This window comes from Nocardia brasiliensis IFM 10847 (assembly GCF_000710915.1).
In the GTDB taxonomy this organism is placed as follows: Bacteria; Actinomycetota; Actinomycetes; order Mycobacteriales; family Mycobacteriaceae; genus Nocardia; species Nocardia brasiliensis_A.
Map to the genome: position 1 here is coordinate 22,271 of NZ_BAUA01000179.1, position 23,608 is coordinate 45,878.

Annotated in this window: 20 protein-coding genes; 9 read left to right on the forward strand and 11 right to left on the reverse strand. The window is 67.6% G+C overall.

All coding sequences use genetic code 11. From position 1 onward, the window contains the following. The first annotated feature begins 25 nt into the window (after positions 1 to 25). The gene (locus tag NBRGI_RS34825; RefSeq protein ID WP_029901423.1) at positions 26 to 952 is read left to right on the forward strand and encodes a carbon-nitrogen hydrolase family protein; all 927 of its coding nucleotides are present in this window, start codon (positions 26 to 28) and stop codon (positions 950 to 952) included. Between the two features lie 27 nt (positions 953 to 979). Here the strand turns inward: NBRGI_RS34825 and NBRGI_RS34830 are convergent, their stop codons facing one another. The 5 genes from NBRGI_RS34830 to NBRGI_RS34850 form a co-directional block, all read right to left on the reverse strand. Beyond that, a complete protein-coding gene (locus NBRGI_RS34830; RefSeq protein ID WP_148311072.1) occupies positions 980 to 1,747 on the reverse strand; it encodes a S1 family peptidase in 768 nt (255 codons plus the stop codon). Positions 1,748 to 1,803: 56 nt separating this feature from the next. Continuing rightward, positions 1,804 to 2,700 (reverse strand): alpha/beta fold hydrolase, encoded by an 897-nt coding sequence (locus tag NBRGI_RS34835; protein WP_029901425.1) that lies wholly within the window; start codon positions 2,698 to 2,700, stop codon positions 1,804 to 1,806. A 70-nt stretch (positions 2,701 to 2,770) separates the two neighbouring features. Then, positions 2,771 to 3,643, reverse strand: coding sequence for a GNAT family N-acetyltransferase (locus NBRGI_RS34840; RefSeq protein ID WP_029901426.1), 873 nt, complete (start codon positions 3,641 to 3,643; stop codon positions 2,771 to 2,773). Positions 3,644 to 3,695: 52 nt separating this feature from the next. Next, a complete protein-coding gene (locus NBRGI_RS34845; RefSeq protein ID WP_029901427.1) occupies positions 3,696 to 5,747 on the reverse strand; it encodes a M3 family metallopeptidase in 2,052 nt (683 codons plus the stop codon). Between the two features lie 26 nt (positions 5,748 to 5,773). Beyond that, positions 5,774 to 6,385 (reverse strand): TetR/AcrR family transcriptional regulator, encoded by a 612-nt coding sequence (locus tag NBRGI_RS34850; RefSeq protein ID WP_200882269.1) that lies wholly within the window; start codon positions 6,383 to 6,385, stop codon positions 5,774 to 5,776. Positions 6,386 to 6,465: 80 nt separating this feature from the next. On the opposite strand from NBRGI_RS34850, the gene NBRGI_RS49390 reads away from it, so the two are divergent. Continuing rightward, positions 6,466 to 6,621, forward strand: coding sequence for a hypothetical protein (locus NBRGI_RS49390; protein ID WP_235211202.1), 156 nt, complete (start codon positions 6,466 to 6,468; stop codon positions 6,619 to 6,621). Further along, on the forward strand, positions 6,614 to 7,426 hold the full coding sequence (locus NBRGI_RS44550; RefSeq protein ID WP_235211203.1) for an alpha/beta fold hydrolase: 813 nt from the start codon (positions 6,614 to 6,616) through the stop codon (positions 7,424 to 7,426). The genes NBRGI_RS49390 and NBRGI_RS44550 overlap by 8 nt, the downstream gene beginning before the upstream one ends. Positions 7,427 to 7,437: 11 nt before the next feature. On the opposite strand, the gene NBRGI_RS34860 is transcribed toward NBRGI_RS44550, so the two are convergent. The 5 genes from NBRGI_RS34860 to NBRGI_RS45960 all read right to left on the reverse strand — a co-directional run bounded on the left by NBRGI_RS34860 (position 7,438) and on the right by NBRGI_RS45960 (position 13,642). Beyond that, the gene (locus NBRGI_RS34860) at positions 7,438 to 8,637 is read right to left on the reverse strand and encodes a cation:proton antiporter (RefSeq protein WP_029901429.1); all 1,200 of its coding nucleotides are present in this window, start codon (positions 8,635 to 8,637) and stop codon (positions 7,438 to 7,440) included. Between the two features lie 4 nt (positions 8,638 to 8,641). After that, positions 8,642 to 9,124, reverse strand: a complete 483-nt coding sequence (locus NBRGI_RS34865; RefSeq protein ID WP_029901430.1) for a cation:proton antiporter regulatory subunit — start codon at positions 9,122 to 9,124, stop codon at positions 8,642 to 8,644. A 90-nt stretch (positions 9,125 to 9,214) separates the two neighbouring features. Continuing rightward, positions 9,215 to 9,613, reverse strand: a complete 399-nt coding sequence (locus tag NBRGI_RS34870; RefSeq protein ID WP_051728258.1) for a hypothetical protein — start codon at positions 9,611 to 9,613, stop codon at positions 9,215 to 9,217. A gap of 81 nt (positions 9,614 to 9,694) precedes the next feature. After that, positions 9,695 to 11,860, reverse strand: a complete 2,166-nt coding sequence (locus NBRGI_RS34875) for a hypothetical protein (protein ID WP_029901432.1) — start codon at positions 11,858 to 11,860, stop codon at positions 9,695 to 9,697. Positions 11,861 to 11,989: 129 nt separating this feature from the next. Further along, on the reverse strand, positions 11,990 to 13,642 hold the full coding sequence (locus tag NBRGI_RS45960; protein ID WP_063726352.1) for a lytic transglycosylase domain-containing protein: 1,653 nt from the start codon (positions 13,640 to 13,642) through the stop codon (positions 11,990 to 11,992). Positions 13,643 to 14,106: 464 nt separating this feature from the next. Here NBRGI_RS45960 and NBRGI_RS34885 point away from each other — a divergent pair, with 464 nt between their 5' ends. From NBRGI_RS34885 to NBRGI_RS34905, 5 genes are all read left to right on the forward strand, one after another. After that, the gene (locus NBRGI_RS34885) at positions 14,107 to 15,693 is read left to right on the forward strand and encodes a beta-N-acetylhexosaminidase (protein WP_029901434.1); all 1,587 of its coding nucleotides are present in this window, start codon (positions 14,107 to 14,109) and stop codon (positions 15,691 to 15,693) included. Positions 15,694 to 15,717: 24 nt separating this feature from the next. After that, positions 15,718 to 16,863, forward strand: coding sequence for a hypothetical protein (locus NBRGI_RS34890; protein WP_029901435.1), 1,146 nt, complete (start codon positions 15,718 to 15,720; stop codon positions 16,861 to 16,863). Positions 16,864 to 17,032: 169 nt separating this feature from the next. Beyond that, positions 17,033 to 17,491, forward strand: a complete 459-nt coding sequence (locus NBRGI_RS34895) for a helix-turn-helix transcriptional regulator (protein WP_029901436.1) — start codon at positions 17,033 to 17,035, stop codon at positions 17,489 to 17,491. A 5-nt stretch (positions 17,492 to 17,496) separates the two neighbouring features. Then, entirely contained in the window at positions 17,497 to 17,907 is a 411-nt protein-coding gene (locus NBRGI_RS34900; protein WP_029901437.1) for a VOC family protein, read from the forward strand. Between the two features lie 78 nt (positions 17,908 to 17,985). Next, positions 17,986 to 20,379 (forward strand): ATP-binding cassette domain-containing protein, encoded by a 2,394-nt coding sequence (locus NBRGI_RS34905; RefSeq protein WP_029901438.1) that lies wholly within the window; start codon positions 17,986 to 17,988, stop codon positions 20,377 to 20,379. 112 nt (positions 20,380 to 20,491) lie between these two features. Here the strand turns inward: NBRGI_RS34905 and NBRGI_RS34910 are convergent, their stop codons facing one another. Beyond that, positions 20,492 to 21,523, reverse strand: a complete 1,032-nt coding sequence (locus NBRGI_RS34910; RefSeq protein ID WP_200882270.1) for an alpha/beta hydrolase — start codon at positions 21,521 to 21,523, stop codon at positions 20,492 to 20,494. A gap of 798 nt (positions 21,524 to 22,321) precedes the next feature. Here NBRGI_RS34910 and NBRGI_RS34915 point away from each other — a divergent pair. Beyond that, positions 22,322 to 23,608: AMP-binding protein (locus tag NBRGI_RS34915; RefSeq protein ID WP_029901440.1), on the forward strand; the 1,287-nt coding region annotated here is incomplete at its 3' end.

Below are 23,608 nucleotides of genomic sequence, written 5' to 3' on the forward strand. Positions count from 1 at the left end.
CCGCGCGCCATTTACCATCGGAGACATGCGGATTGCTGCGGCGCAGGCCCGCCCGGCCTGGCTCGACCCGACGGCGGGCACGAAGATCGTGGTGGACTGGCTGACCAAGGCCGCGGCGGCGGGTGCGGAGCTGGTGGCGTTTCCGGAGACGTTCCTGTCCGGCTATCCGATCTGGCTGGCCCGGACCGGCGGCGCCCGCTTCGACAATCCAGCCCAAAAGGCTGCTTACGCCTACTATTTGGATGCTGCCGTCACCCTGGACGGCCCGCAGCTGAGCACGGTGCGGGCGGCCGCCGGTGATCTGGGCGTGTTCTGCTACCTCGGCATCACCGAGCGCGTCCGGGGCACCGTGTACTGCACGCTGGTCGCGATCGACCCGGCCCGCGGCATCGTGGGCGCGCACCGCAAACTGATGCCTACGCACGAGGAGCGGATGGTCTGGGGGATCGGCGACGGAAATGGTCTGCGCGCACACGACTTCGGGGGCTTCCGGGTCAGCGGCCTGTCCTGCTGGGAGAACTGGATGCCGCAGGCGCGGCACGCGCTCTACGCCGACGGCACGACGCTGCACGTCTCCACCTGGCCCGGCTCGATTCGCAACACCAAGGACATCACCCGCTTCATCGCGCTGGAGGGGCGGGTGTACTCCTTGGCGGTCGGCGCGGTCCTCGACTACGCCGACGTGCCCACCGATTTTCCCCTGTACGAAGAACTTTCGGCACTGGACAAACCGGCGGGCTACGACGGCGGCTCAGCCGTCGCCGGCCCAGACGGTACCTGGCTGGTCGAGCCGGTCGTCGGTGTCGAACACCTGATCCTCGCCGACCTGGACCCTGCCGAAGTGGCGAAGGAACGCCAAAACTTCGATCCCTCCGGTCACTACGCCCGACCCGACGTTTTCACCGTCACCGTGGACCGTCGCCGCCGCACCCCCGCCACCTTCGTCGACTAGCGCGGCGCGGGTCGGCAGGGGCGCCGCTCAGACCGGCCGATACCCGGCACCGACGTCGTTGCGCGCGTTCAGGTCGGCCATGATGGCGCTGATCGTGGTGCCGACCTCGGGGCCGAAGCAGCCGACGGCGAAATAGGCGTTGACCATGCCGACGAGGGTGCTGCCGAGGACGACGGGGGCACCGGAATCGCCACGCAGGACACACATTTGGGTCCAGGTTTCGGTGCTCTTCGCCCGCAGGTCGCCCCAGGTGACGCCGCAGCTGGTGCCGCTGGTGGAACCGCGTTTGCACACGATCGCCGGGAACTGCGCGGGTGCGCCGAGTTCGGTGATGGCGGTGCCGCCGATGCGGTTCACCGGGTTGACGCGTTGCGGATCGAATTCGATGACCGCGTAATCGAGGGCCGGGTCGGAGTGGACGAACCGGCCGACCACACCGGAGCCGGGGTCGGCTTCGGCCACGACGGTCGCGCCGACCTTCCCGCAATGTCCGGCGGTCAGTCCGACCAGCCGGTCCGCGCTGTCGTGTCCGATGGTCGTCAACGTGCACACCGCGCGTCCGTCGACCACGATGCCGGAGCCGCCGCCGATCGCCGGGCCGGAGTTCGCGCCGGCGGTCGAATCGGCCGGAGCGAACGCCGAATCAGGGTGCGCGACCGGGGGCGCGGCCTGGGCGGCAACGGGCACCGTACCGAGTACGGCTGCGGTGGCGGCGAGAGCGAGGGCGGTTCGGGTCACGAGCAGGACTCCTCTTGGTCGGACTTCCGGCACCGTATCACCGGGTGTTCGCGGCATTCCCGGGCCGACCGATTCCAAACAGAGTATGGCGCAGCCGAATTCGCCGCCTGCGCTCAGGGGCGGATGATCGGGTGCTCGCGGCTGATGTCGATGCCGAGCAGTCGGCGCGCCGCGGTGGCATACGCTTCGGGGTCCTCGAGCTGCGGATAGTGGCCCAGGCCAGGCAATTCGATCACCGGCGCGGAGGGGCGCAGGGTGCGTAACCCTTTGAGGACCGCGACCGTGGCGACCGGATCCGCAGTGCCCCAGAGCAAGCCGATCGGTTTGCCCCAGTCGCGGATCGCGCCGTGCCAGCGCTCGGCGTGCGTCACTCTTTCGTCGAGGTAGGCGATGAGCAGGTGGGCGATCCGGTGGCCGTCGGCGTGCGCGAGCAGTTCCCACTGCGCGGCGGCCTCGCGTTCGGTCAGCGGGTGCGCCTTCGAGAACACCGCGCCGAACTCGCGGGTGAACATCATCCGATTCGCCAGGCGTGCCGCGATCGGCCCGAGCCTGCCGCGCAGGATCTTCTGAATCGGCCGCAGCGTCGCCTTTTCCAGAATGATGCTGCCGTTGCCGAGCACCGCCCGCTCCAGCGGGAAGGGGAGCGTGTCGTCGATGTCCCTGGCGATCAGCTCGGTGGCGACGGAGGTGCCCATGTCGTGCGCGAGCAGCACGACCGGGCCGGGGTCGAGCGCGGCGACCACGTCTTCGACGGTATCGGCGTGCTCGAACAGGCTGTAGCGGTGCGGCCGGGGTTTCTCCGAGAGCCCGAAGCCGAGGAAATCGAGGGCCAGCCAGCCACGCCCGCCGAGCCGGTCGACCACGCCGCGGAAGTCGAACGAACTGGACGGGTATCCGTGCAGCAGAAGGACGGTCGGTCCGTCACCGGGCGCGGATCGGACGAACACCGAGCCCGCTCGGGTACGCACCTGTTGCCCGCCATCGCGCCATATGTGGACCAGATTCGGCATCACAAATGCGACATTACGGCCTATCCGCCCATTGCGGGGCCACTCCGGTACCGAGACGTACCGCGAGCACTCAGAGGAACGCGCCGTTGATCAGATAGGGCCTCGGCTCGGTCATCCCCCGTAACGCCAGATACCCCTCCTGGAACAGGTCGAGGCGGGCCGCGAGCCCGACATCGATCGCCCACTCGTTGGCCGTGGTGATCGAGTTGATCATCATCGCGCCCGGTGCCGTGGCGAGCGCCTCCCACAACAGCTTTCGCGCGACGTCCGGATGCGCGGCGGCCAGTAGTTTCGTATTGCCCTGTGCGTCGAGGTAGACGTAGCCGGGTTCGGCGCGCGAGACGACGAGCCGGTTGGCGCCCAGCAGGTAGCCGTGATCGGGGCCGTGCCCTACGCCGCGCAGCTGCTGGTCGAGTCGATCCATCCAGTCGAAGTCTGCGGCGGTGCCCTCTGCCAGACCGGTGACGGCGGGTAGCGCCGAACGATCGACCGTGCCGACCATGCGCATCTGCGGATGCAGCGAGAATCCGGCCAGCCGATAGCGACGGGTCGCGCCCGGGTGCCCGGATGCCGAGATCATCCCCGCACGATCGCCCGCGTGCGCGAGCACCGCGTCCATCAGCCGTTTGCCGATGCCGGTGCCCTGCTGGTCCGGCAGCACCGCGTAAGACGCCAGATACCAGAGCTGTTCCCGATTCTGTGACACCGCGAGGCCGACCACCTCGTCGTCGCGCGTGGCCACCCAGCAGCCCGCCGGATCCGCGGTCAGGAAATAGCGCAGCCGATCCGACCACTGCTTTGCGTCGGCCTCGGATCGTGGTTCCGGTTCCGGCTCGTTGACCCGTCGATAGTGCCGGTCCACTTCGAGAAATCCGAGGGCGGAAGCCCGTTCCGCCCCCGGCACGTCCGTCGAGCGCATGAGTCTGACCGCAACGGAGTCCATGTCGGCCACGCTACCGATCGGCGGAAAACGGGGACACCGAATTTCCGCGGGCTCAGCCGGTGAGCCCGCGCCGGACCAGCAGCGGCTCGATCTCGGGCGCCCGACCGCGGAACGCCGCGAAGGCGGCCAGCGGATCGACCGAGCCGCCGCGCGCGAGCAATTCGCGGCGGAACACCTCGCCCTTGTCTCGGATGGTGGCCGCGCCGTCGGTGAACCACTCGACCGTGTCCGCGTCCAGTACCTCGCTCCAGATGTAGGAGTAGTAGCCCGCCGCGTAGCCGCCGGAGAAGATGTGCGCGAAATACGCTGTGCGGTACCGCGGCGGAATCGTCGCCATGGCCAGGCCCGCCCGTTCCAAGGCCGCCGTTTCGAACGCTTCGGCGTCGGCGCCCGCCAGCGCATCGGCGTCCGGCACCCGATGCCACGCCCAATCCAGCAGCGCCGCACCGAGATACTCCACGGTGCGGAAGCCGGTGCCGAAACGCTCGGCCGCCGCCATCCGCTCGATCAGGGCCGCGGGCATCGGCTCGCCGGTCTCGATGTGACGCGCGTAGTTCGCCAGTATTTCCGGCCTGGCCATCCACATCTCGTTGACTTGAGACGGGAATTCCACGAAATCCCGGGGCACCTCGGTGCCGGCGAAGAACGGAAAGCGCACGTCGGAGAACAGGCCGTGCAGCGCGTGCCCGAACTCGTGGAACAGCGTCCGGACGTTGTCCCAGGTCAGCAGCGCGGGCTCGCCGCTGGGCGGTTTCGCGATATTGAGGTTGTTGACCACCACCGGGCGTTGATCGAGCAGGTGCGACTGGCTGACCAACTCGTTCATCCAGGCCCCGCCGCGCTTCGAGGGCCTGGCGAAGAAGTCGCCGAGGAACAACCCGAGCGGTGTGCCGTCAGCTTCGAAGACCTCGAAGACCCGCACTTCCGGGTGGTATCCGACGAGGTCCTCGCGTTCGGAAAGGGTTATCCCGTAGGCCTTTTCGGCGGCGAAGAAGACGCCGTCGCGCAGCACCCGGTTCAGTTCGAAGTACGGGCGCAGCGCCTCGCCGTCGACCGAGAACTGTTCGGCCCGGACCTTCTCCGACCAGAACTGCCAATCCCACGAGCGGAGTTCGTCGTTCGGCGTACCGTTCGCCGCGCGCATCGTCGCCGCCAGCTCGGCGGCCTCGCGTTCGGCGTTGGCGACCGCGGGCGGCACCAGCTTGGCGAGCATCTCTTCAACCGCCGCAACGGTTTTCGCGGTCTGATCGGCCACCGCGTACGCGGCGTGATCCGGGTAGCCGAGCAGCGCTGCCCGCTCGGCGCGCAGGGCGGCGATCCGGACGGCGAGCGCGTGATTCGGCTCGTCCGCACCGAATCCGCGGCCCAGCGAGGCCGTCATCACGCGCTGCCGGACTTCGCGGTTCTCCAGTTCGGCGAGTACGGGCTGATTGGAGACGTTCTGCAGGCGCAGCGCCCATGCGCCGGCGTGGCCGAGCGCCCGGGCGTTCTCGGCGGCGCCGGTGACGGCCGCAGGGGTGAGCCCGGCCAGTTCCTCGCTGCGGTCGAGCACCAGCGCGGCGGCGTTCGTCGAGGCGAGGATGTTCTGCCCGAATTCGGTTGCGGCGGTGGCCAGCTCGCTGTTCAACTCACGCAGCCGCGCTTGCTCGGCAGGGTCGAGGCGAGCGCCTGCCCGGACGAACCTGGTGTGGTACTCGGTCAGCAGCCGGGATTCCTCGGCGGTCAATTCGAGTTCGGCCACGCGCTCGTGCAGCGATTCGACGCGCGCGAAAAGGGCCGGATCGAGATAGATGGCGTCCCGGTGCGCGGCCAGGCGCGGCGAGATCTCGGCTTCGATCGCGTCGGTGCCGGGGGTGGAATCCGAGGAGGTGATGTTGAAGAAGACGTTGGCCACCCGGGTCAGCAGGCTGCCGGAACGCTCCAGCGCCACAACGGTGTCGGCGAAGGTGGGCACCGTGTCGAGGGCGGTGATGGCGGCGATCTCCGCGAGCTGCTCGGCCATGCCGCGGTCGAACGCGGGCAGGTAGTGCTCCTCGCGGATCAGGGCGAACGGAGGCAACTGGTAGGGCAGCGTGCTGCGCTCGAAGAACGGGTTGCTCGTCATGGGGAAACTCTATGCCGCCGCGCGCATTACCCGGCTTCGTCGGCGGTGGGCCCGCGGGCGGCGACGCCGCCGAGAAACGTGCGGATGGCATTGTCGGCGATCACGTGCTTGGGCACATTCGCCTGCTGGGCCGTGGTGGCCGCGACGTAGAGGTGCGCGTTGAAGATGCCTTCGACCCATTCGGTGGGCAGGTCCGAATCGAGTGCGCCGTCGGCTTGCGCGGCGGCGATGAGGGCGCGCAGCGACGCGTCGCTGGTATCGCCCCAGTGCGGGTTGCCGGTGAAGCGGCCCGGATCGGTGAAGAGGAAGACCACGTGGTCGGCGACTTCGACGAAGGAGCGCAGCAGATAGATGAGGTGGTCCAGGGGCGAGCGGGTGCCGTCGTTCGCGGCGCGGGCGATCGTGTCGATGGTCTGCAACGAGTCGAGCAGCACGGCGTCGACGAGATCCTGCCGCTCGGGGAAGTAGCGGTGCAGCGTGCTGCGGGATACCTCGGCGCGCTCGGCGATATCGCTCAGCGCGGCGGTGAAATCACGCGCCCAGACCGTGAGGGCCGCGGTCATGATGGCGGTACGGGTGCGGGTGCGCGGGCCGCTCGACGCTATCGATCGCGCGTCTGCTGTCCCGCTCCTGACCATGGCGGAACAGTAGCATCCGGATCGGCGTGATGGGACATAAGGTGTTGTTAATGAGACATCGATGTCCTATTTTGATAGTCATGCGACGTAAAAGACTGCTGATGTTCGCGGGTGCGACGGTCTCGCTCGGCCTACTGGCCTGGCTCGCGCTGCGCGACACCTCCCCGGTCGGCCATTTTCACCTCGGCCGCGGGCCGGGATCAGTTCTTCACCGCGTACGACCGGGCGATGCGTGACCTGCCCACGCCGAACGCCACCCTGGACCTGCGCACCGAGTTCGGCGTGGTCCGGATGTACCGTTTCGACGGGGCGAACCCGTCCGAGCCGCCGCTCGTGCTGCTGCCCGGCCGTTCCGCGTCCTCGCCGATGTGGGCCGCCAATCTGCCCTCGCTGCGCAAGCTGCGCACGGTCTACACCCTCGACCTGCTCGGCGAGCCGGGCGCGAGCATCCAGGACCGGCCGATCGAAAGTCATCGCGACCAAGCCCGCTGGCTGCATCAGGCCTTGGCGGGACTGCCCGAGCCGAAGGTGTACCTGTTCGGTGCCTCGATCGGCGGGTGGACCGCGACGAATCTCGCGATCCACCAGCCGGAGAAGATCGCCGGGGTGATCGCGCTGGATCCGGCGATGACCTTCGCGCCCATGCCGATCGAGACGATCCTGCGTTCGATTCCCGCGTCCGTGCGCTGGTTTCCGAAGAGCTGGCGCGACTCTTTCAACAGCTGGACCGCAGGCGGCGCGCCGGTCGAGGATGTCGCGGTCGCCGACCTCATCGAGTCGGGTATGCGGCACTACGCCATGAAACTGCCGGCGCCCGACCAGTTCCCCGACGATCAGTTGCGCAGTCTGAAGATGCCGTTCCTGGTCATCCTCGCGGGCCGGTCGGTCATCCACGACGCCGCCGCCGCGGCCCGGCAGGCCGAGGCCACGCTGAGCGACGCGACGGTGCGTCGCTACGACCAGGCCAGCCACGCGATCAACGGCGAATACCCGGACGAGATCGCCGCCGACACCGCCGCATTCCTCGACGCGCACCGGTGATCCGGCGCGGCCTACTCGGTCGCGAGATCGGCCCGCGGTCGTGGCGGCCGGATGATCAAGCGCCGCACCACCGGTTCGACGATGCGCGCGCCGATGGGTCCGAGAATTGCCATCAGCAGCACGTACGTGGTGGCCAGCGCGGCGAATTCGGCGGGCAGCGCCCCGGCGGCCACCGCCAGCCCGGCGATGACGATGGAGAACTCACCGCGGGCGACCAGTGCGGTTCCTGCGCGGGCGCGGCCGAGGGTGGTGGCACCGGCCCGTTTGGCGGCCCACCAGCCGGTGGCGATCTTCGTCGCGGTCGTCACCACCGCGAGCAACACCGCCCAGCCGAGCACCGGCGGGATGCTCGCCGGATCGGTGGACAGGCCGAAGAGTACGAAGAACATCGCGGCGAACAGGTCGCGCAGGGGTTCGAGAATCTTGGTCGCGCTGTGCGCGGTGGAATCCGAGATCGCGATGCCGAGCAGGAACGCGCCGACCGCCGCGGACACCTGCACCGCCGAGGCGATGCCCGCGACCAGTAGCGCCGCGCCGAGCAGCTTGAGCAGGAACACTTCCCGGTCGTCGCTGGCGACCACGGCGGAGACGTACTTCCCGTAGCGCAGCGCGATGACGAGCACGATGGTGACCGCGACGAGCGCGATGCCGAGCGTCTTCAGGCCCGCGAGCAAGCCGACACCCGCCAGCACCGCGGTGAGCACCGGCAGATACGCGGCCATCGCGAGATCTTCGAACACCAGGATCGACAGGATGACCGGTGTCTCTCGGTTACCGAGACGGCCGAGGTCGTTCAATACCTTCGCGACGATGCCCGAGGACGAGATATAGGTGACCCCGGCCATCGCGATCGCTCCGGTCACGCCCAGGCCGAGGCCGAGCGCGACGATCACCCCGGGGGTGGCGTTGAGCGCGATATCGAGCAGTCCGGCCGGCCAGGATCTTCGCATCCCGGTCACCAGCTCGGCGGCTGTGTACTCCAACCCCAGCAGGAGCAACAGCAGCACCACGCCGATCTCGCTGGCGAGATGGATGAATTCGTCCACCTGGTGCAACTCGACCAGACCGCCGGTGCCGAACATCAGTCCGCCGAGCAGGTACAGCGGAATCGGCGAGAGGCCGATCCGGGCCGCGATGCGGCCGAGCACGCCCAGCCCGAAGAAGACTGCGCCCAGCTGGATGAGCGCCATTGCGGTTCCCTCGATCACCATCGGCTCACCCGTCCGTCAGGATCTCGGCGGCGGCGTCGAGGCCCTCGTCGGTGCCGACGACGACGAGCAGATCGCCCGCGGTGAACGTGAAATCCGGCCCGGGGGAGGGCTGCACCTGACCGGCCCGCAGCACGGCGACGGTGGAAGCCGTTGTCCGGCTGCGCATCTCGGTCTCGCCGAGGGTGCGTCCGGCGTAGGGCGAGCCGTCGATGATCGGCATCGTCCTGGTCTGCACCCCGGCCATACCGCGGTGTTCTCTCAGGAGCTGTGACACCAGCTGCGGGGCGCCGAGCAGGTTGGCGAGGACGCCCGCTTCCCCGGCGGTCAGCGGTATCTGGACGGTGGTGTCCGGGGCGCCGAGTTTGGTGTAGATCAGGTCGATGGTGCCGTCACGATGTTCGACGACGCCGATGCGACGGCCCGATTTCGTCAGCGGAAAGTCTTTTCGCACACCGATTCCCGGCAGCGGTGTCACCTCTATGTTCACTGCAAACCCCATCCGATCCTGACCGGTACCTTACCTTTTCTTTACCTTTGGTACCAAATGGGACGACCGGCGCGGACCGATTCCGCGGATTCACTCGGCGGCGGGCACCGCGGTCTCGTGCACCGAGCGCCACAGATAGCCGTGGTCGGCGACGAACAGGATGGCGGTGACCAAACGGCGGGTGCGCAGTTCGGCCAAGCTGTTCTCCGCGACGAAGCGGACGGTGACGATCTTGCCGCTGTGCGCGAGCTCCTCGAGGTCGGTGACCTCGATTGCCAGGCCGGGCTGGCTGTTCTTCGCCGACCACACACCGGCGAGCAGGGTGTCCCGGTCGACCACCTGGCCGACCGTGGTCACCGCGGAGAACTTGTCGTGCAGTGCGTTGGCGAACCGGTCGAATACCTTGGGCGGTGCGTTCGAGCTCATCCATTCGGCGAGATCGAAGTGCAGAGCGGCGACCACGTCGGCCAGGTAAGGATGTGCGGACATCAGCGGCGGATCTCGATCTCGGTAGCGCGGTCGGGTTCGCTCCGGAGATCATATCCAGCGCGCTCGGTACCAGGACCTGTCTCAGGCGTCCGCGCCGACCAGTGCGGAGGCCGGCTCCTGCGCCGGCGCCTCCGGCGGGGTGTCCAGGTCGCGGCGACGCGAGCGGTAGTACTGGAGCACGCCGATCCCGGCGAGGCCGAGCAAGGCTGTCCCGATGCTGATCTGCCACCCGGGCGGGCGCCAGGTGATGGTCAGTTCGGCGTTGCGGGTGCCCGCCGGGAGGTCCGCGGCGAGGAAGGTCTTCGCGACGGCGGCGGTCGGAATCTCCTGGCCGTTCAGGGTGATTCGATACCCGGGCCAGGCGAGCCGGGCGAACACGACCCGGCCGCCGTTCGCGGAGCTCACCGTGGCCCGGCTGGTGTAGTCACCGTCGGAGATCGAGGTGGCGCTCACGCCGGCCGCGGTGGCGGCGATCGCGCCGTTGCGGGCGGGCTGTGCACCGGGCACGCGTTCCAGGACCGAGATGTAGCGCTCGTGGCCCGGGTAGTCCACCCACTGCCAGCCGTTGGGCGCGGGCGAGTTTCGCGCGTCCGGATATTGGGCCCGGTGCAGCACAACGCGATCGACCTGCATCAGGTCGACAATCGTGGTGCCGGTGCTGGGTTCGGTCTCGAAGGCGCGCCGGAACGCGTCCGGGCAGGTGCTGCCGTCCCATGCCATGCACAGCACCCCGGCGAACGGCGCGTGGCCGATCGGGGTGTACCCGTTGACGTAGCGGGACTGCAGATTCTTCGCGTAGTTGCCGATCGCGAGCGAACCGTACGCACCGGCGAGCGAGCGGTCCTGCGGTCCGAGCACCGCGCGGTCGGCGAGTTGCAGTGTGAGACCGTCGAAATCGGGGAAGGCCGCGGTCATGTCGGACCGCCGCTCGGGGAAGTTGTAGGACATCGGCGTCTCGGGTGCGCTGCGCACCTGAGCATAGGCGATCGGGAACATCACGAAGATGGCCAGCGCGCACGCCAGTGCCGGTCCGCGGTTGCGCAGCAGCCATAGTGTCGCGGCGCCGACCGCGAGCACCACGGCGGCCGCGAGCAGATGCCGCAGCACCAGCGCGGGCGCCGCCGAGAACGAGCGCACGAACAGCAGCGCGACCAGCACTGCGGCCGCCACGCCGCGCCGCCGCCAGGACGTGAAAGTGCCGTGGCGGCTGAGCAATACGCAGACCAGCACGAGCAGCGCGATGGCGAGCATGGGCAGTACGCGGGCGGGCCACCGCAGCGGGCCGACCGCACCGGGCCCGGCCGTCCACATCAGCATGGCCGCGGCGAAGATCGCGATTCCGCTGAACTCGCGCGCGGAACGCGCCGCGGCATGCCAGCTGATGAAGGCCAGCGCGGGAATCAGGAACCATGCGATGTAGACCATCGGCAACGGCTGCACGTGCCCCCACCACGCGGTGAACGCGGGCGTCGTGCTCGGCAGGCTCGCGTTCAACGACTCCGACCAGGGCACCGTCAGGAACGGATCGTTGTGGATCTTGGCGTTGCCCCGCCAGGTCACCTGGGAGGAGAGGATGCCGGGCAGGTTGGCCGCCATGGCGGCCAGCGCGGCGCACCCCGCCGCCGCCATCAGCCGCAGCGACGGTCCCCACCGGCGCTGGTGGATGACCTCGCCGACCACGACGGCGGCGATCATCAAGCCGGCTTCGACTGCGGGAAAGGCGTATTGAACGGTCAGGGTCAGGTACAGGAAGACGAAGACCGGGATCGGACCGCTGCGTCCGCGCGCGTAGTACACCGCCGAGGCCCACGCGTGCACGAGCCACGCGGTGGCGGTGTGCGAGGTCATCCAGCTGGCCTGATCGAAGAACAGGAACCAACCACTCAGTGGGAAGGCGACGCCGGCCAGCGCCGCCCACGGAGCGTGCGCACCATAGGCCCGGCAGATCCGGAACACGCCGAGCGCGGCGATGATCGAGAAGATCAACTTCACCACCGTGGCGTACACGGCCAAGTTGTCCATCGAGGGCGCGAGCAGGTGCACGAGCAACTGGGGCGGGTTGTAGAGGCCGGCTTCCTCCAGGGAGTAGTTGCCCGCCATCCACTCCCACGGCACCAGCGCGGGGAAACGTCCCTCACGCAGATGCGTGCCGAGGGCCACCCACATCGGCGCGTACTGCGCCTCGGTGTCGTCGGTGTAGTAGTGCCGAGCGTCGGCCAGCAGGACCGCCGCATACCCGGCGATCACTCCGACTACGGTTACCGCTCCCCAGATTCGCGTGTCTTTCCGCGACGCGTCCACCGCAGTTGCTCCCACGAGCGCCAGATCGTATTCGCACGGAGTGAACGGGGCAAGAATCCGGACAAAAGCGGCCGTTTATCGGGAGGGGGGCGGCGTGGTGGTGGGTACCGGTTTGGCCGGAGTCGGTGCGGGTTTCGGCGGCGTCGGCTTCGGTTCGGCGGTGGTCGGGGCGGGTGCGGGCGCCGCGGGCTGCTTGGTCGCGGGTGGCGCCGCAGGGGGCTGCACGGCCTGCGGCTGCTGCGCCGGTTGCGATTGCGCGGCCGGTGGCTGCTGCGGTGCGGGCGCGGACTGCTGCGCCGGCGGTGGCGCTACGGCCGGCGGCGGCGTCGCGGTCGAGGTCGGCGCGGGCCGCGCCGAGCTCGAACCCGGTGCCGCGGACGGTGTTCGCTGTGATTTCGGCTCGACGATGCTCGGCGCGGTGGTGGTTGGCGCGGTGGTGGTGGGGGAGGTGGTCGGCGTGGTCGTGCGCGGCGTCGTCACCGGCGGCGGTGTGCTGGTGGTCGGCGTCGGGGTGGTGGTCGTCGTGGCCGGGGCGGAGGTCTTCGGGGGCACCGGCACCGTCGTGGTCGGCCGCTTGTTGTCCGGCAAGCCGGGGATCGTCAGCGGCATCGTGGGCGGCGGTCCGGGCAGGCGCAACGGGCCGGGTTTGGGCGCCGGTGTGCCGGGCGCCGGGGGCGTGCAGAAGATCCCGCACGGGATCTGGCCGCGGCCGGGGACATTGATCAGGACATGGATCTGCAGCGTCAACGTGCCGTTGGGCGTCGCGGTACCAGTGGGCTCCACCGTGGTCGTCGGCGCGGGCGTGGTGGACGACGTCTCGGTCGTCGTGGGCGCCGCCGGATCGGCCGGCGGATCAGCGGGCGGGTCGGCGGGCGGGGCGAGCGCGGCCGGATCGTCGACCACCATGCTCGAGCCGGTGCCCTCGGGCATGCTGCCGTCGGGCATGCTGTCGGGCACCGTGTCCGAGATCTCCACCGGCGTCGCACCGCCGGTCTTGTAGGCGTTGGCCCAACTCAGCACGAGCGTCGCGTAGTCGCGGGAATTGTTGTACCGCAACACCGCTCGCATCTCCTGCTGCGGATCGCGCAGATCCAGCCCACCCGAGCAGAGGTACTTGCCCGCGGCCAGCGTGGCATCGAAGACGTTGTTCGGGTCGGTGCTGCCGTCACCGTCGCCGTCGGCGGCGTAGATCGCCCAGGTCCCCGGCAGGAACTGCATCGGGCCGACAGCGCGCACGAAACTGCCGTCGCTGGCTTTGATGATCTCGTTGCCGGGCAGGGTGCCGTCCAGTGCGGGGCCGAAGATGGTGCCCTTCGTGGTGCCCTTCTCGTCGATCCGCCCGTTGGCCGCGTGATTGGACTCCACCTTGCCGATACCGGCCAGCAGATACCAGGGCAGGCCGCACTTGGGCATCGATGATTCCGCGGACAGTTCGGCGTTGCGGTAGGCGGCGAGCAGTGGCTCCGGGATGCCGCGGGTGCCGTCCTGCGGCACCTCGACGTCCTGTAGGTCCAACGGGCCGTTGATCAGCGAATCACCCTCGGACAGCGGCGTTTCCGTCGACGAATCACCGAGCTGTTCGGTGCCGGTGGGCGTGACGCTCAGCGACTGGTCGGTGACGGGGTAGGTCTGGTCGGTGGATGTGGTCGCGGCCGCGAGCGTGCTGTCGGGGGCGTGCGCGGGCGGCGCGGTGTGCGCGGCCGAGCCGGTCATCAGCAACCCGGTCATTGCCAGCGCGGATACGGTAAATGGACCGGACATTCGCATCGGCACACCAATCTCTCGTACGTCTACAGCGCGGGCGGCGACTTGCGCGGCACCACCACGATTTCCGAAAGTTCGTCATCGACGCAAAGCACGCACGCGAATATCTACCGAGACATCCGCATTTCGCTGACCACCACAATTCACCCCGAAGGTGTCGACGGGTGTAATCGAGAAGTGTTGTACGAGTGGATGTCTCAGTAGGCGCCGGTACTCCTGTCGTGCGGTTGGCGAACAAGCGGCGCAATCATGACACGAAATGCGCTGGATCGGATTCCCCAGTCCCACCGGGGAGGACGCCGAACACCTTCCGGCGCCCCGAATTACGGTCCGACCGGCAGGTATCCCCAGTTCTGCGGTCCCCAGTCGGAACTCGGGCGCTGACCCATACTGCTGTGTGCACCCTGCTGTTCATTCGGAGGTCCGCAATGCGGAAGTTGTTTTTCCCCTACGTTTTCGGCGCGGTAATCGCGCTCATCGCCCTTGTGCTACCCGGCCTGACCGCTACCGCCGCGGCGGATAAGCCGCCGGCTACCGAACGCGGCGTGACCGATATCGTTCCCGTGCCCGTTCAGGCTCGGCCGGACACCAAGGCGAATTTCAAGCTCGCCGCCGACAGCGTTATTCGCGCCGAACACCAGGCCAAGCCGGTCGCCGAATATCTGGCCGCATTGTTGCGGCCCGCCACCGGTTTTCGGTTGCCGGTGGTCGAGCGGCACGATCTGGCCAAGTCCGGGATCACCCTGCAACTCGGCGATGCCGGCCCGCGCGTGGGCGATCAGGGCTATCAGCTCTCGGTGACCAAACGCGGTGTCACGCTGCGGGCGAACACCACCGCGGGGCTGTTCGGCGGCGTGCAGTCGCTGCGCCAGCTGTTCCCCGCCTCGATCAACAAAACCACTGTGCAGAAACAGGATTGGATTGTTTCCGGTGGTGAAGTAGTCGACTACCCCCGGTTCGCGCACCGCGCGGCGATGCTCGATGTGGCCCGGCACTTCTTCAAGCCCGACCAGGTCAAGCGCTACATCGACCAGATCGCCCAGTACAAGATCAACACGCTGCACCTGCACCTGACCGATGATCAGGGCTGGCGGATCGAGATCAAGAGCTGGCCCAAGCTCGCCGAGATCGGCGGCCAGACCGCGGTGGGCGGTGACCCGGGTGGTTACTACACCCAGGAGCAGTACCGCGACATCGTCGCCTACGCCGCGTCCCGGCACATCACGGTGATTCCCGAGGTCGACATGCCCGGCCACACCAACGCCGCGCAGGCCTCCTACGGCGAATTGAACTGTGACGGAAAGCCGGTGCCGCCGCGCACCGATATCGAGGTCGGCTACAGCTCGCTGTGCATCGGCAAGCCGATCACCTACAAGTTCGTCGAGGACGTCATCCGCGAGCTCGCCGCCATGACCCCCGGCCCGTACCTGCACATCGGCGGCGACGAGGCGCACTCCACCTCGCCCGCGGACTACCAGACCTTCTACGACAAGGTCTCGCCCATGCTGGCCACCTACGACAAGAAGGCCATCGGCTGGCACAACATCGTCGTCACCAACCCGCCGACCTCGACCATCGCGCAGTACTGGGATCCGGCCACCACCAACGCCGATGTCGCCGCCGCGGCGGCCCGTGGCAACAAGGTCCTGATGTCGCCGGCCAACAAGTCCTACCTGGACATGAAGTACAACCCCAACACCCCGCTCGGCCTGCACTGGGCCGGTTATGTCGAGGTGAAGGACGCCTACAACTGGGATCCGGCCACCTTCCTGCAGGGCGTCTCGGAGAAGCAGGTCATCGGCATCGAGGCCCCGCTGTGGTCGGAGACCCTGCGGACCAGCGCCGACATCGAGTTCATGGCCTTCCCGCGCTTGGCGGGCGCGGCCGAGATCGGCTGGTCCCCGGCCGCGACGCACAACTGGGACAGCTACCGCGCGCGACTGGCCAAGCAAGGGCTGATCTGGGCTGCGCAGGGCATCAACTTCTACCGCTCGCCGCAGGTGGATTGGAAATAGCCGGATACCCGAAAGGAGTTCGAAGTGTCGCTTTACAGATCAGCTCTCGTTGCTTGCTTCGCCCTACTGTCCGCCTTGGGCACGGTCACCGTCCCGACCGCGCTCGCCGAGTCACAGGCGCAGGCGCCCGCCGTGGACAGCGACGGTGACGGGCTCAGCGACGAATGGGAGACGAAGGGGTACGACGCCAACGGCGACGGGAAGATCGATGTGGATCTTCCTGCCATGGGCGCGGATCCGAAGCACAAGGATCTCTTCGTCGAGATGGACTACATGAACGGTCGCCTGCCGACCACCGCCGCGCTCGATCGGGTCGTCGCGGTGTTCGCCACCTCGCCGGTGACCAACCCCGACGGGCGCAACGGCATCAAGATCCACCTGGACGCCGGTAATGCCCGGGGCGCCGCCTACAACCTCGGCGGCGGCAACCAGGTGCCCTACGACAACAACCTGTCGCCGGTGGACAGCCAGGTGGCGGCCATCAAGCGAACCAACTTCGCCGCCAACCGGTCGCGCATCTTCCACTACATGATCTGGGCCGACTCGTACGACAACGGGTGCAGCAGCGGTATCTCGCTGGGCATCCCGGCGGACACCTTCATCGTGGCACTCGGCCCGAAGTGCAACTGGACGCCGGACGACAACGAGAACGTGGGCACGTTCATCCACGAACTGGGCCACAACCTGGGGCTCAAGCACGGCGGTGTGGACCACACCAACTACAAGCCGAACTACCTCAGCGTGATGAACTACAGCTTCCAGTTCGGCGGTGTGCCGAAGACCGACGGCACGTCGTATTTCGGCTACTCCAGCGTGAATCCGCCTGCGCTGGACGAAACCGCGCTGCAAGAGCGGCAAGGGATGGGCCCGGTGTCCGCGGGTTGGCGCACGGTCTACTTCTGCCCCGACGGCTCCCGTAAGCGGACCGGCGCGGCCGATCAGCCGATCGACTGGAACTGCAACGGCTCCATCGCCTCCGGTTCGGTGCGCAGCAGCATCAACAACGACGGTAGCTACAACACCCTGCGGGCCCAGAACAATTGGGCGTCAGTGGTATTCGACGGCGGCAGCATCGGCACAGTCGGCCCCGAGTCGCGCAGGCTGCCCGAGCGTTCCCCCGACGAGATGACCAAGGAGCAGTACGACCAGATGAAGAACATTCGCGACTGACCCGCGCAGCCGTCCCGAATGGATTCCCGGTGACGGGGCCCGCGCCGGCCCCACACCGGGAATCGCCCTGTGCGCCGACCGGCGCATGGCCGAAAGACGCCATGGCAATGATTTGCTACGGCGCTACCCGCGCGGGTCGGTCCGCGGTCGCCTGTCGCGCCGATGTGCGATGATCACGCAGGTGAGCAGTACATCCGAGGCGGACCGCCTGCGTGATCTCGCCCGGTTGCGGCGAGTCCGCGATCGCATCGACCGGGAGTACGCATCCCCGCTCGACGTCGAGGCGCTCGCCCGTGACGCCCACATGTCGGCCGGGCATCTCAGTCGCCAGTTCCGGATCGCCTACGGCGAGTCGCCGTACTCCTACCTGATGACGCGCCGGATCGAGCGCGCGATGGCGCTGCTGCGCCGGGGCGACCTCAGCGTCACCGAGATCTGCTTCGCGGTCGGCTGTTCTTCGCTGGGCACCTTCAGCACGCGCTTCACCGAGTTGGTCGGCATGTCGCCGAGCGCCTACCGAAAGGCGATCGCCGACCAGACCACGGAGATGCCGACCTTCATCACCAAGCAGGTCACCAGACCGATCAGGAATCGAGAAGCGTCGACCCGGCAGCCGGATCTAGCGTGATTGCCATGGACATCAGCATTCTTTCCAGCTTTCTCCCGCAAGACGACCCGGAGGCCGCGATCGCGTTCTACCGCGACACGCTCGGCTTCGAGGTGCGCAAGGACGTCGGGTTCAACGGCATGCGGTGGATCACCGTCGGCCCGCCCGACCAGCCCGGCACCTCCATCGTGCTGCACCCGCCCGCCGCGGACCCCGGCATCACCGACGAGGAGCGCCGCGTCGTCACCGAGATGATGGCCAAGGGCACCTACGGCGCGCTGCTGCTGGCGACCAAGAACGTCGACGCCACCTTCGAGAAGGTGCAGGCCGGCGACGCCGAGGTGGTGCAGGAGCCGACCGACCAGCCCTACGGCGTGCGCGACTGTGCCTTCCGCGATCCCGCGGGCAACTTGATTCGTATTCAGGAAGTGCGCTGAGCGATTCGGCGATCGGGGTCGCGCCGGGCACACCGGCACCGTGCCCACGCGACCCCGCCTAACCAAGATGGAGACAGGATGAGCAGCGCCACCAGGGCGAACTCGAAGCAGGCCGCACGTCACGCCGCGGACAGTCACGACGCGATCCGGGTGGTCGGAGCGCGCGTGAACAACCTGAAGGACGTCAGCATCGAGCTACCGAAGCGCAGGCTGACGGTGTTCACCGGTGTTTCCGGCTCGGGCAAGAGCTCCCTGGTGTTCAGCACCATCGCCGCGGAATCGCAGCGGCTGATCAACGAGACCTACAGCAGTTTCGTGCAGGGTTTCATGCCGACGCTGGCCCGGCCCGAGGTCGACGTGCTCGACGGGCTGACCACCGTGATCACCGTCGACCAGCAGCGGATGGGCTCGGACCCGCGCTCCACGGTCGGCACCGCCACCGATGCCAACGCCATGCTGCGCATCCTGTTCAGCAGGCTCGGCAAGCCGCATATCGGCTCGCCGCAGGCGTACTCGTTCAACGTCGCCTCGATCAGCGGCGCGGGCGCGGTCAACATCGAGCGGGCCGGGCGCACCATCCGGGAACGGCGCAGCTTCAGCATCACCGGCGGCATGTGCCCGCGCTGCGAAGGCCGCGGGTCGGTGTCCGATATCGATCTCACCCAGCTCTACGACGACTCCAAGTCGCTGGCCGAGGGCGCGTTCACCATCCCCGGCTGGAAGTCGGACAGCTTCTGGACCGTCCGCGTCTACGCCGAGTCGGGATTCGTCGATCCGAACAAGCCGATCCGCAAGTACACCAAGCGGGAACTCAACGATTTCCTCTACAAAGAACCGGTCAAGGTCAAGGTCGACGGCGTCAATCTCACCTACGAGGGGCTGATCCCCAAGATCCAGAAATCGTTCCTGTCCAAGGACAAGGAGTCGATGCAGCCGCATATCCGCGCGTTCGTCGAGCGCGCGGTCACCTTCACCACCTGTCCCGACTGCGCGGGCACCCGGCTCAGCGAAGAGGCAAGGTCCTCGAAGATCAAGCGCAAGAACATCGCCGACCTGTGCGCGATGGAGATCCGCGATCTGGCCGAGTGGGTGCGCGCACTGAAAGAGCCGTCGGTCCAGCCGCTGCTCGATTCGCTGGTGGCCACCCTCGACTCGTTCGTCGAGATCGGGCTCGGCTATCTCTCACTGGAGCGGCCGTCGGGCACCTTGTCTGGCGGAGAAGCGCAGCGGGTCAAGATGATTCGGCACCTCGGCTCGGCGCTCACCGACGTCACCTACGTTTTCGACGAGCCGACCATCGGCCTGCATCCGCACGATATCCAGCGGATGAACGACCTGCTGCGGCAATTGCGGGACAAGGGCAACACGGTGCTCGTGGTGGAGCACAAGCCGGAGACGATCGTGATCGCCGACCACGTCGTAGATCTCGGTCCCGGCGCGGGTTCCGGTGGCGGCACCATCTGTTACGAGGGCTCGGTCGAGGGTCTGCGGGCCAGCGGCACGATCACCGGCCGGCATTTCGACGACCGGGCGGCGTTGAAGGAGTCGGTGCGTAAACCTACTGGCGCACTGGAGATCCGGAATGCCACGCGACACAACCTCCGGGGAGTCGACGTCGACATTCCGCTCGGCGTGCTGTGTGTCGTCACCGGTGTCGCGGGATCCGGCAAGAGCTCGCTCGTGCACGGCTCGATTCCGGCGTCCGAAGGCGTGGTCGCCGTGGACCAGACGCCGATCCGCGGCTCGCGGCGCAGCAACCCGGCCACCTACACCGGGCTGCTCGAACCGATCCGCAAGGCGTTCGCGAAGGCCAACGATGTCAAACCCGCACTGTTCAGCGCGAATTCGGAAGGCGCGTGCCCGAACTGCAACGGCGCGGGCGTGATCTACACCGACCTGGGGATGATGGCGGGCACCGCGAGCACCTGTGATGTGTGCGAGGGCAAGCGGTTCGACGCCTCGGTGCTGGACTACCACCTCGGCGGCCGCGATATCAGCGAGGTGCTCGCCATGTCGGTGCGCGAGGCCGAGGAGTTCTTCGGCTCGGGCGAAGCGCGCATCCCCGCCGCGCACGCCATCCTGGAACGGCTGGTCGATGTCGGGCTCGGTTACCTCACCATCGGCCAGCCGCTCACCACGCTGTCCGGCGGCGAGCGGCAACGGCTCAAGCTGGCCACGCACATGGCCGACAAGGGCGGGGTCTACGTCCTGGACGAGCCGACCACCGGTCTGCACCTCGCCGATGTGGAGAACCTGCTCAACCTGCTCGACCGCCTGGTCGAGTCCGGTAAATCGGTCATCGTCATCGAGCACCACCAGGCGGTGATGGCGCACGCCGACTGGATCATCGATCTGGGTCCGGGCGCGGGCCACGACGGCGGCAAGATCGTCTTCGAAGGCACGCCCGCCGAACTCGTCGCGGCGCGGTCCACGCTCACCGGGGAACATCTCGCCGATTACGTCGGCGCCTGAGCGAGGCGCGTACCGCAGGCAAAGACCGAGGCCGTACGGCCCCCGAGGGTTGGGCCGTACGGCCTCGGTCGTCAATCGTGCTGAATTCCCCTGTGCCGCTTGCTCGCAGCGATCAGCGCGGCAGACCCATGCCCTCGGCCAGCAGTGGCCAGGAATTGTGCAGGGCCTCTTCCCAATACGGCCAGTAGTGCGTGCCGACCGGATTGAACTGGTAGGTGGCCGGAATCTGCAGCGAGTCCAGGCGGTTCTTCAGGTTTGCCGTGCAGCCGTTGACGGCGGCCTCGATGATCACCCCGAGGCCGAGGTTCACCGCGCCCGTCGGGCCCGGTGCGTTGCCCAGGTAATAGTCGACGTCCTCCAGCACCGGGACGCCGCTGCCGCTGGAGATGTAAAGCAGTGTGCCGCGCAGCTTTTCGGCATTGAGCACCGGATCGTTCGCGGCCCACAGCGGGCTGTCGGCGGGGCCGTACATGTTGTCGGTGCTACCGCCGGACCACGTCTCGACCGCGAATTTCACGAACTGCCTGCCCGCGGGATCGGCCATCTGTGCGCATCCGCTGTAGGCGGCGACCGTTTTCCAGAGACCCGGTTTGGCCTCGGCCAGTTGCAACACCGAGGTGCCGGAGGTCGACAGGCCGGTCAACGCGTTGCGGCCGGTGGACTGCAAGGCCTTGTCCAGCAGCGGCGGGAGTTCCTCGGTGAAGAACGTCCGCCACTTGTTGAGTCCGAGCACCGGATCGCGCTGCCGCCAGTCGGTGTAGTAACTCGCGCGGCCGCCGATCGGCTGGATCACGTTGACCGGCTTGTCGGCCAGCCACTCGAGTGCCTTGGTCTGGGCCTGCCAGCTGGCCGTGCCCTCGCCGCCGTCCAGGCCGTTGAGCATGTAGAGGTTCGGCGCGGGTACCGACTCGTCCGCCGGACGTTGCACATCGATCGCGACCTCGGTGTCCATCGCCGCCGAGTACACCTTCAGGTGCCACAACCGCCCCTCTTTCGTGAGGGTGGTGATGGCCGACGCCCGCTGCGGTTCGGCCGAGGCGGTCCCACCGAGCACGCTCGCCGACAGCATCGCCGCGAGTGCCACGACGGTGATACGCACCGCGACCCCGGCCCGCGACGATCGTCTCTTCAGTCGAACATGCATCTGTTTGCGTACTCCCTCTGCTTGCGGTGCGCCGAGCGGACCCACGGTTGTCCGACCGGTTATGTCTGTCCCCCCGGGAAAACTGTTACACGGCAGCGTCGTTCGGCTACGCGGGCATCCGGCTGCCGGTGCTCGATCCGACACCGGTCTGCGGTGGGTGGCATCGCCGAATAAACACTATTTATGCCGGCTACATCGAATGAAGCTGCTGCTTATTATTTCGAGTAAAGAGTTGGGATGCTCGTCTCGACCATGCGGTCGGAGGCAGTTCCAACTTGTCTTGCAATAAATCTCATGAACTCCTAACAATGCCCCTATCGCATATGTGGCATGGGTCACCGATCGGCGTGAGTTCGCTTGTGCCGCAAACGGCAAGCAATGGGCGATCGGACTACTTGTTCAGATTGTCGATTATTGTTCACCGCCGGTATACGGTGCAAGCCCCATGGTGTCCGCGATGCAATCCTTCGATACCGACCGCGCGGTAGCCTTGGATTAGAGCTACTTGGCAGCAACTTTCATGTGAAAACCTCGATCGGGAGTGGGAGGGTGCGGTTCATGATAAAAATCCGGCGAGCGATCGTCGGCCATGCTGTCGACGTCGGGAAATCTGACATGTCGCGAACTGGTCAAGCGACCAATCGTGACAGCAGCCGCTGAGCAAGCTGCTGGACAAAGAAATGTGCAGGGGAGATCGAAGTGCGGGATAGCGCGTCCGTAGCGGCTGGGCCGACGCGGGAACCGGGTCGTGCGCGACGGGCGCGGGCGCCGCGGTCCGGGGGTGCCACGCTGCCGCGATTGCTGGCGGTTGCGGTGGAAGCCGATCCGGACGGGACCGCGGTCGCGTTCCGGGGCACCGCGTTGCGCTACCGCGAGCTGGACGATCTGTCGTCGCGCTTGGCGCGCCTGCTGATCGGGCGGGGGATCGGCGCCGGGGATATGGTCGCGGTCGCGATCGAATCCTCGGTCGAGGCGGTGCTCGTGATGTGGGCGGTGGCGAAGACCGGCGCGGGCTTTCTCGTGCTCGACCCGCACGAGTCCGAGCGGTTGGTGACGGCCGCGAGGCCGGTGATCGGCTGTACGGCGGCGCAGACCTTCGTGAATACGCCTTCCGGGCTCGAATGGCTGGTGGTCGATGACCCCGGTGTACGGCGCGAACTCGCCCAGTTGTCCAGTGAGCCGGTGACTTACGCGGATCGGCTGCGCCCCGTGAAAGGTGCGGACATCGCCTATCTGTCCGGATCGTGCACTGCGGGCAGCGAAGTCGTGCCCGTGACGCAGGCCGAGGTGGCGGCGATCGGACCGCTCCTCGAGCGCGGACAGATGCCGGGCCAACTCGGCGTCTTCTTCGGTACCGTCTTCCCGCGCACGGCCTATCCGAGCCCGGACAAAACGTTGGCCACCTTGTTCGACGAGGTGGTCCGGGCGTCCCCGGACGCCACCGCGGTGACCTGCGGTCCCGTGGCACTGACCTATCGCGAGCTCGACGTCCGGTCGAACAGGTTGGCGCGCAGGCTGATCGCGCGCGGGATCGGCCCGGAGCAGGTGGTGGCGGTGGCACTGCCGCGCTCGGCGGATCTGGTGGTCGCACTCCTGGCGATCATCAAGGCGGGCGGCGGCTATCTGCCGATCGATCCGGCCTATCCGGCCGAGCGGATCGCCTATCTGCTGGCCGACGCCGCACCGGCGTGCGTGCTCACCCGGGCCGGAATCACGCTGCCCGGCACGACACCCACGATCGATGTGGGCCGGGTGGTCGACCTCAACGGAGCACCGATCGATGACGACGAGCGGGTGCTGGCCTTGCGCCCGGAGAACCTCGCGTATGTGATCTACACCTCCGGATCCACGGGGCGGCCCAAAGGCGTGCAGGTCCCGCATCGCAACGTGCTCGCGTTGTTCGCGAACACCAGGGCGCAGTTCGGCTTCGACCAGCGGGACGTGTGGACGATGTTCCACTCGTACGCCTTCGACTTCGCGGTCTGGGAGCTGTGGGGGCCGTTGCTGCACGGCGGCAGGTTGGTGGTCGTGGACTACGAAACCTCCCGCGCCCCTGGCCAATTCCTGGAAATGCTGCGTTCGGAG

Bases quoted from the DNA above. Each gene is read 5' to 3' on its own strand.
- NBRGI_RS34825 (WP_029901423.1), top strand. From the start codon at position 26: ATGCGGATTGCTGCGGCGCAGGCCCGCCCGGCCTGGCTCGACCCGACG.
- NBRGI_RS34830 (WP_148311072.1), bottom strand. From the start codon at position 1,747: ATGCCGCGAACACCCGGTGATACGGTGCCGGAAGTCCGACCAAGAGGA.
- NBRGI_RS34835 (WP_029901425.1), bottom strand. From the start codon at position 2,700: ATGCCGAATCTGGTCCACATATGGCGCGATGGCGGGCAACAGGTGCGT.
- NBRGI_RS34840 (WP_029901426.1), bottom strand. From the start codon at position 3,643: ATGGACTCCGTTGCGGTCAGACTCATGCGCTCGACGGACGTGCCGGGG.
- NBRGI_RS34845 (WP_029901427.1), bottom strand. From the start codon at position 5,747: ATGACGAGCAACCCGTTCTTCGAGCGCAGCACGCTGCCCTACCAGTTG.
- NBRGI_RS34850 (WP_200882269.1), bottom strand. From the start codon at position 6,385: ATGGTCAGGAGCGGGACAGCAGACGCGCGATCGATAGCGTCGAGCGGC.
- NBRGI_RS49390 (WP_235211202.1), top strand. From the start codon at position 6,466: ATGCGACGTAAAAGACTGCTGATGTTCGCGGGTGCGACGGTCTCGCTC.
- NBRGI_RS44550 (WP_235211203.1), top strand. From the start codon at position 6,614: ATGCGTGACCTGCCCACGCCGAACGCCACCCTGGACCTGCGCACCGAG.
- NBRGI_RS34860 (WP_029901429.1), bottom strand. From the start codon at position 8,637: ATGGTGATCGAGGGAACCGCAATGGCGCTCATCCAGCTGGGCGCAGTC.
- NBRGI_RS34870 (WP_051728258.1), bottom strand. From the start codon at position 9,613: ATGTCCGCACATCCTTACCTGGCCGACGTGGTCGCCGCTCTGCACTTC.
- NBRGI_RS45960 (WP_063726352.1), bottom strand. From the start codon at position 13,642: ATGACCGGGTTGCTGATGACCGGCTCGGCCGCGCACACCGCGCCGCCC.
- NBRGI_RS34885 (WP_029901434.1), top strand. From the start codon at position 14,107: ATGCGGAAGTTGTTTTTCCCCTACGTTTTCGGCGCGGTAATCGCGCTC.
- NBRGI_RS34895 (WP_029901436.1), top strand. From the start codon at position 17,033: ATGATCACGCAGGTGAGCAGTACATCCGAGGCGGACCGCCTGCGTGAT.
- NBRGI_RS34900 (WP_029901437.1), top strand. From the start codon at position 17,497: ATGGACATCAGCATTCTTTCCAGCTTTCTCCCGCAAGACGACCCGGAG.
- NBRGI_RS34905 (WP_029901438.1), top strand. From the start codon at position 17,986: ATGAGCAGCGCCACCAGGGCGAACTCGAAGCAGGCCGCACGTCACGCC.
- NBRGI_RS34910 (WP_200882270.1), bottom strand. From the start codon at position 21,523: ATGCATGTTCGACTGAAGAGACGATCGTCGCGGGCCGGGGTCGCGGTG.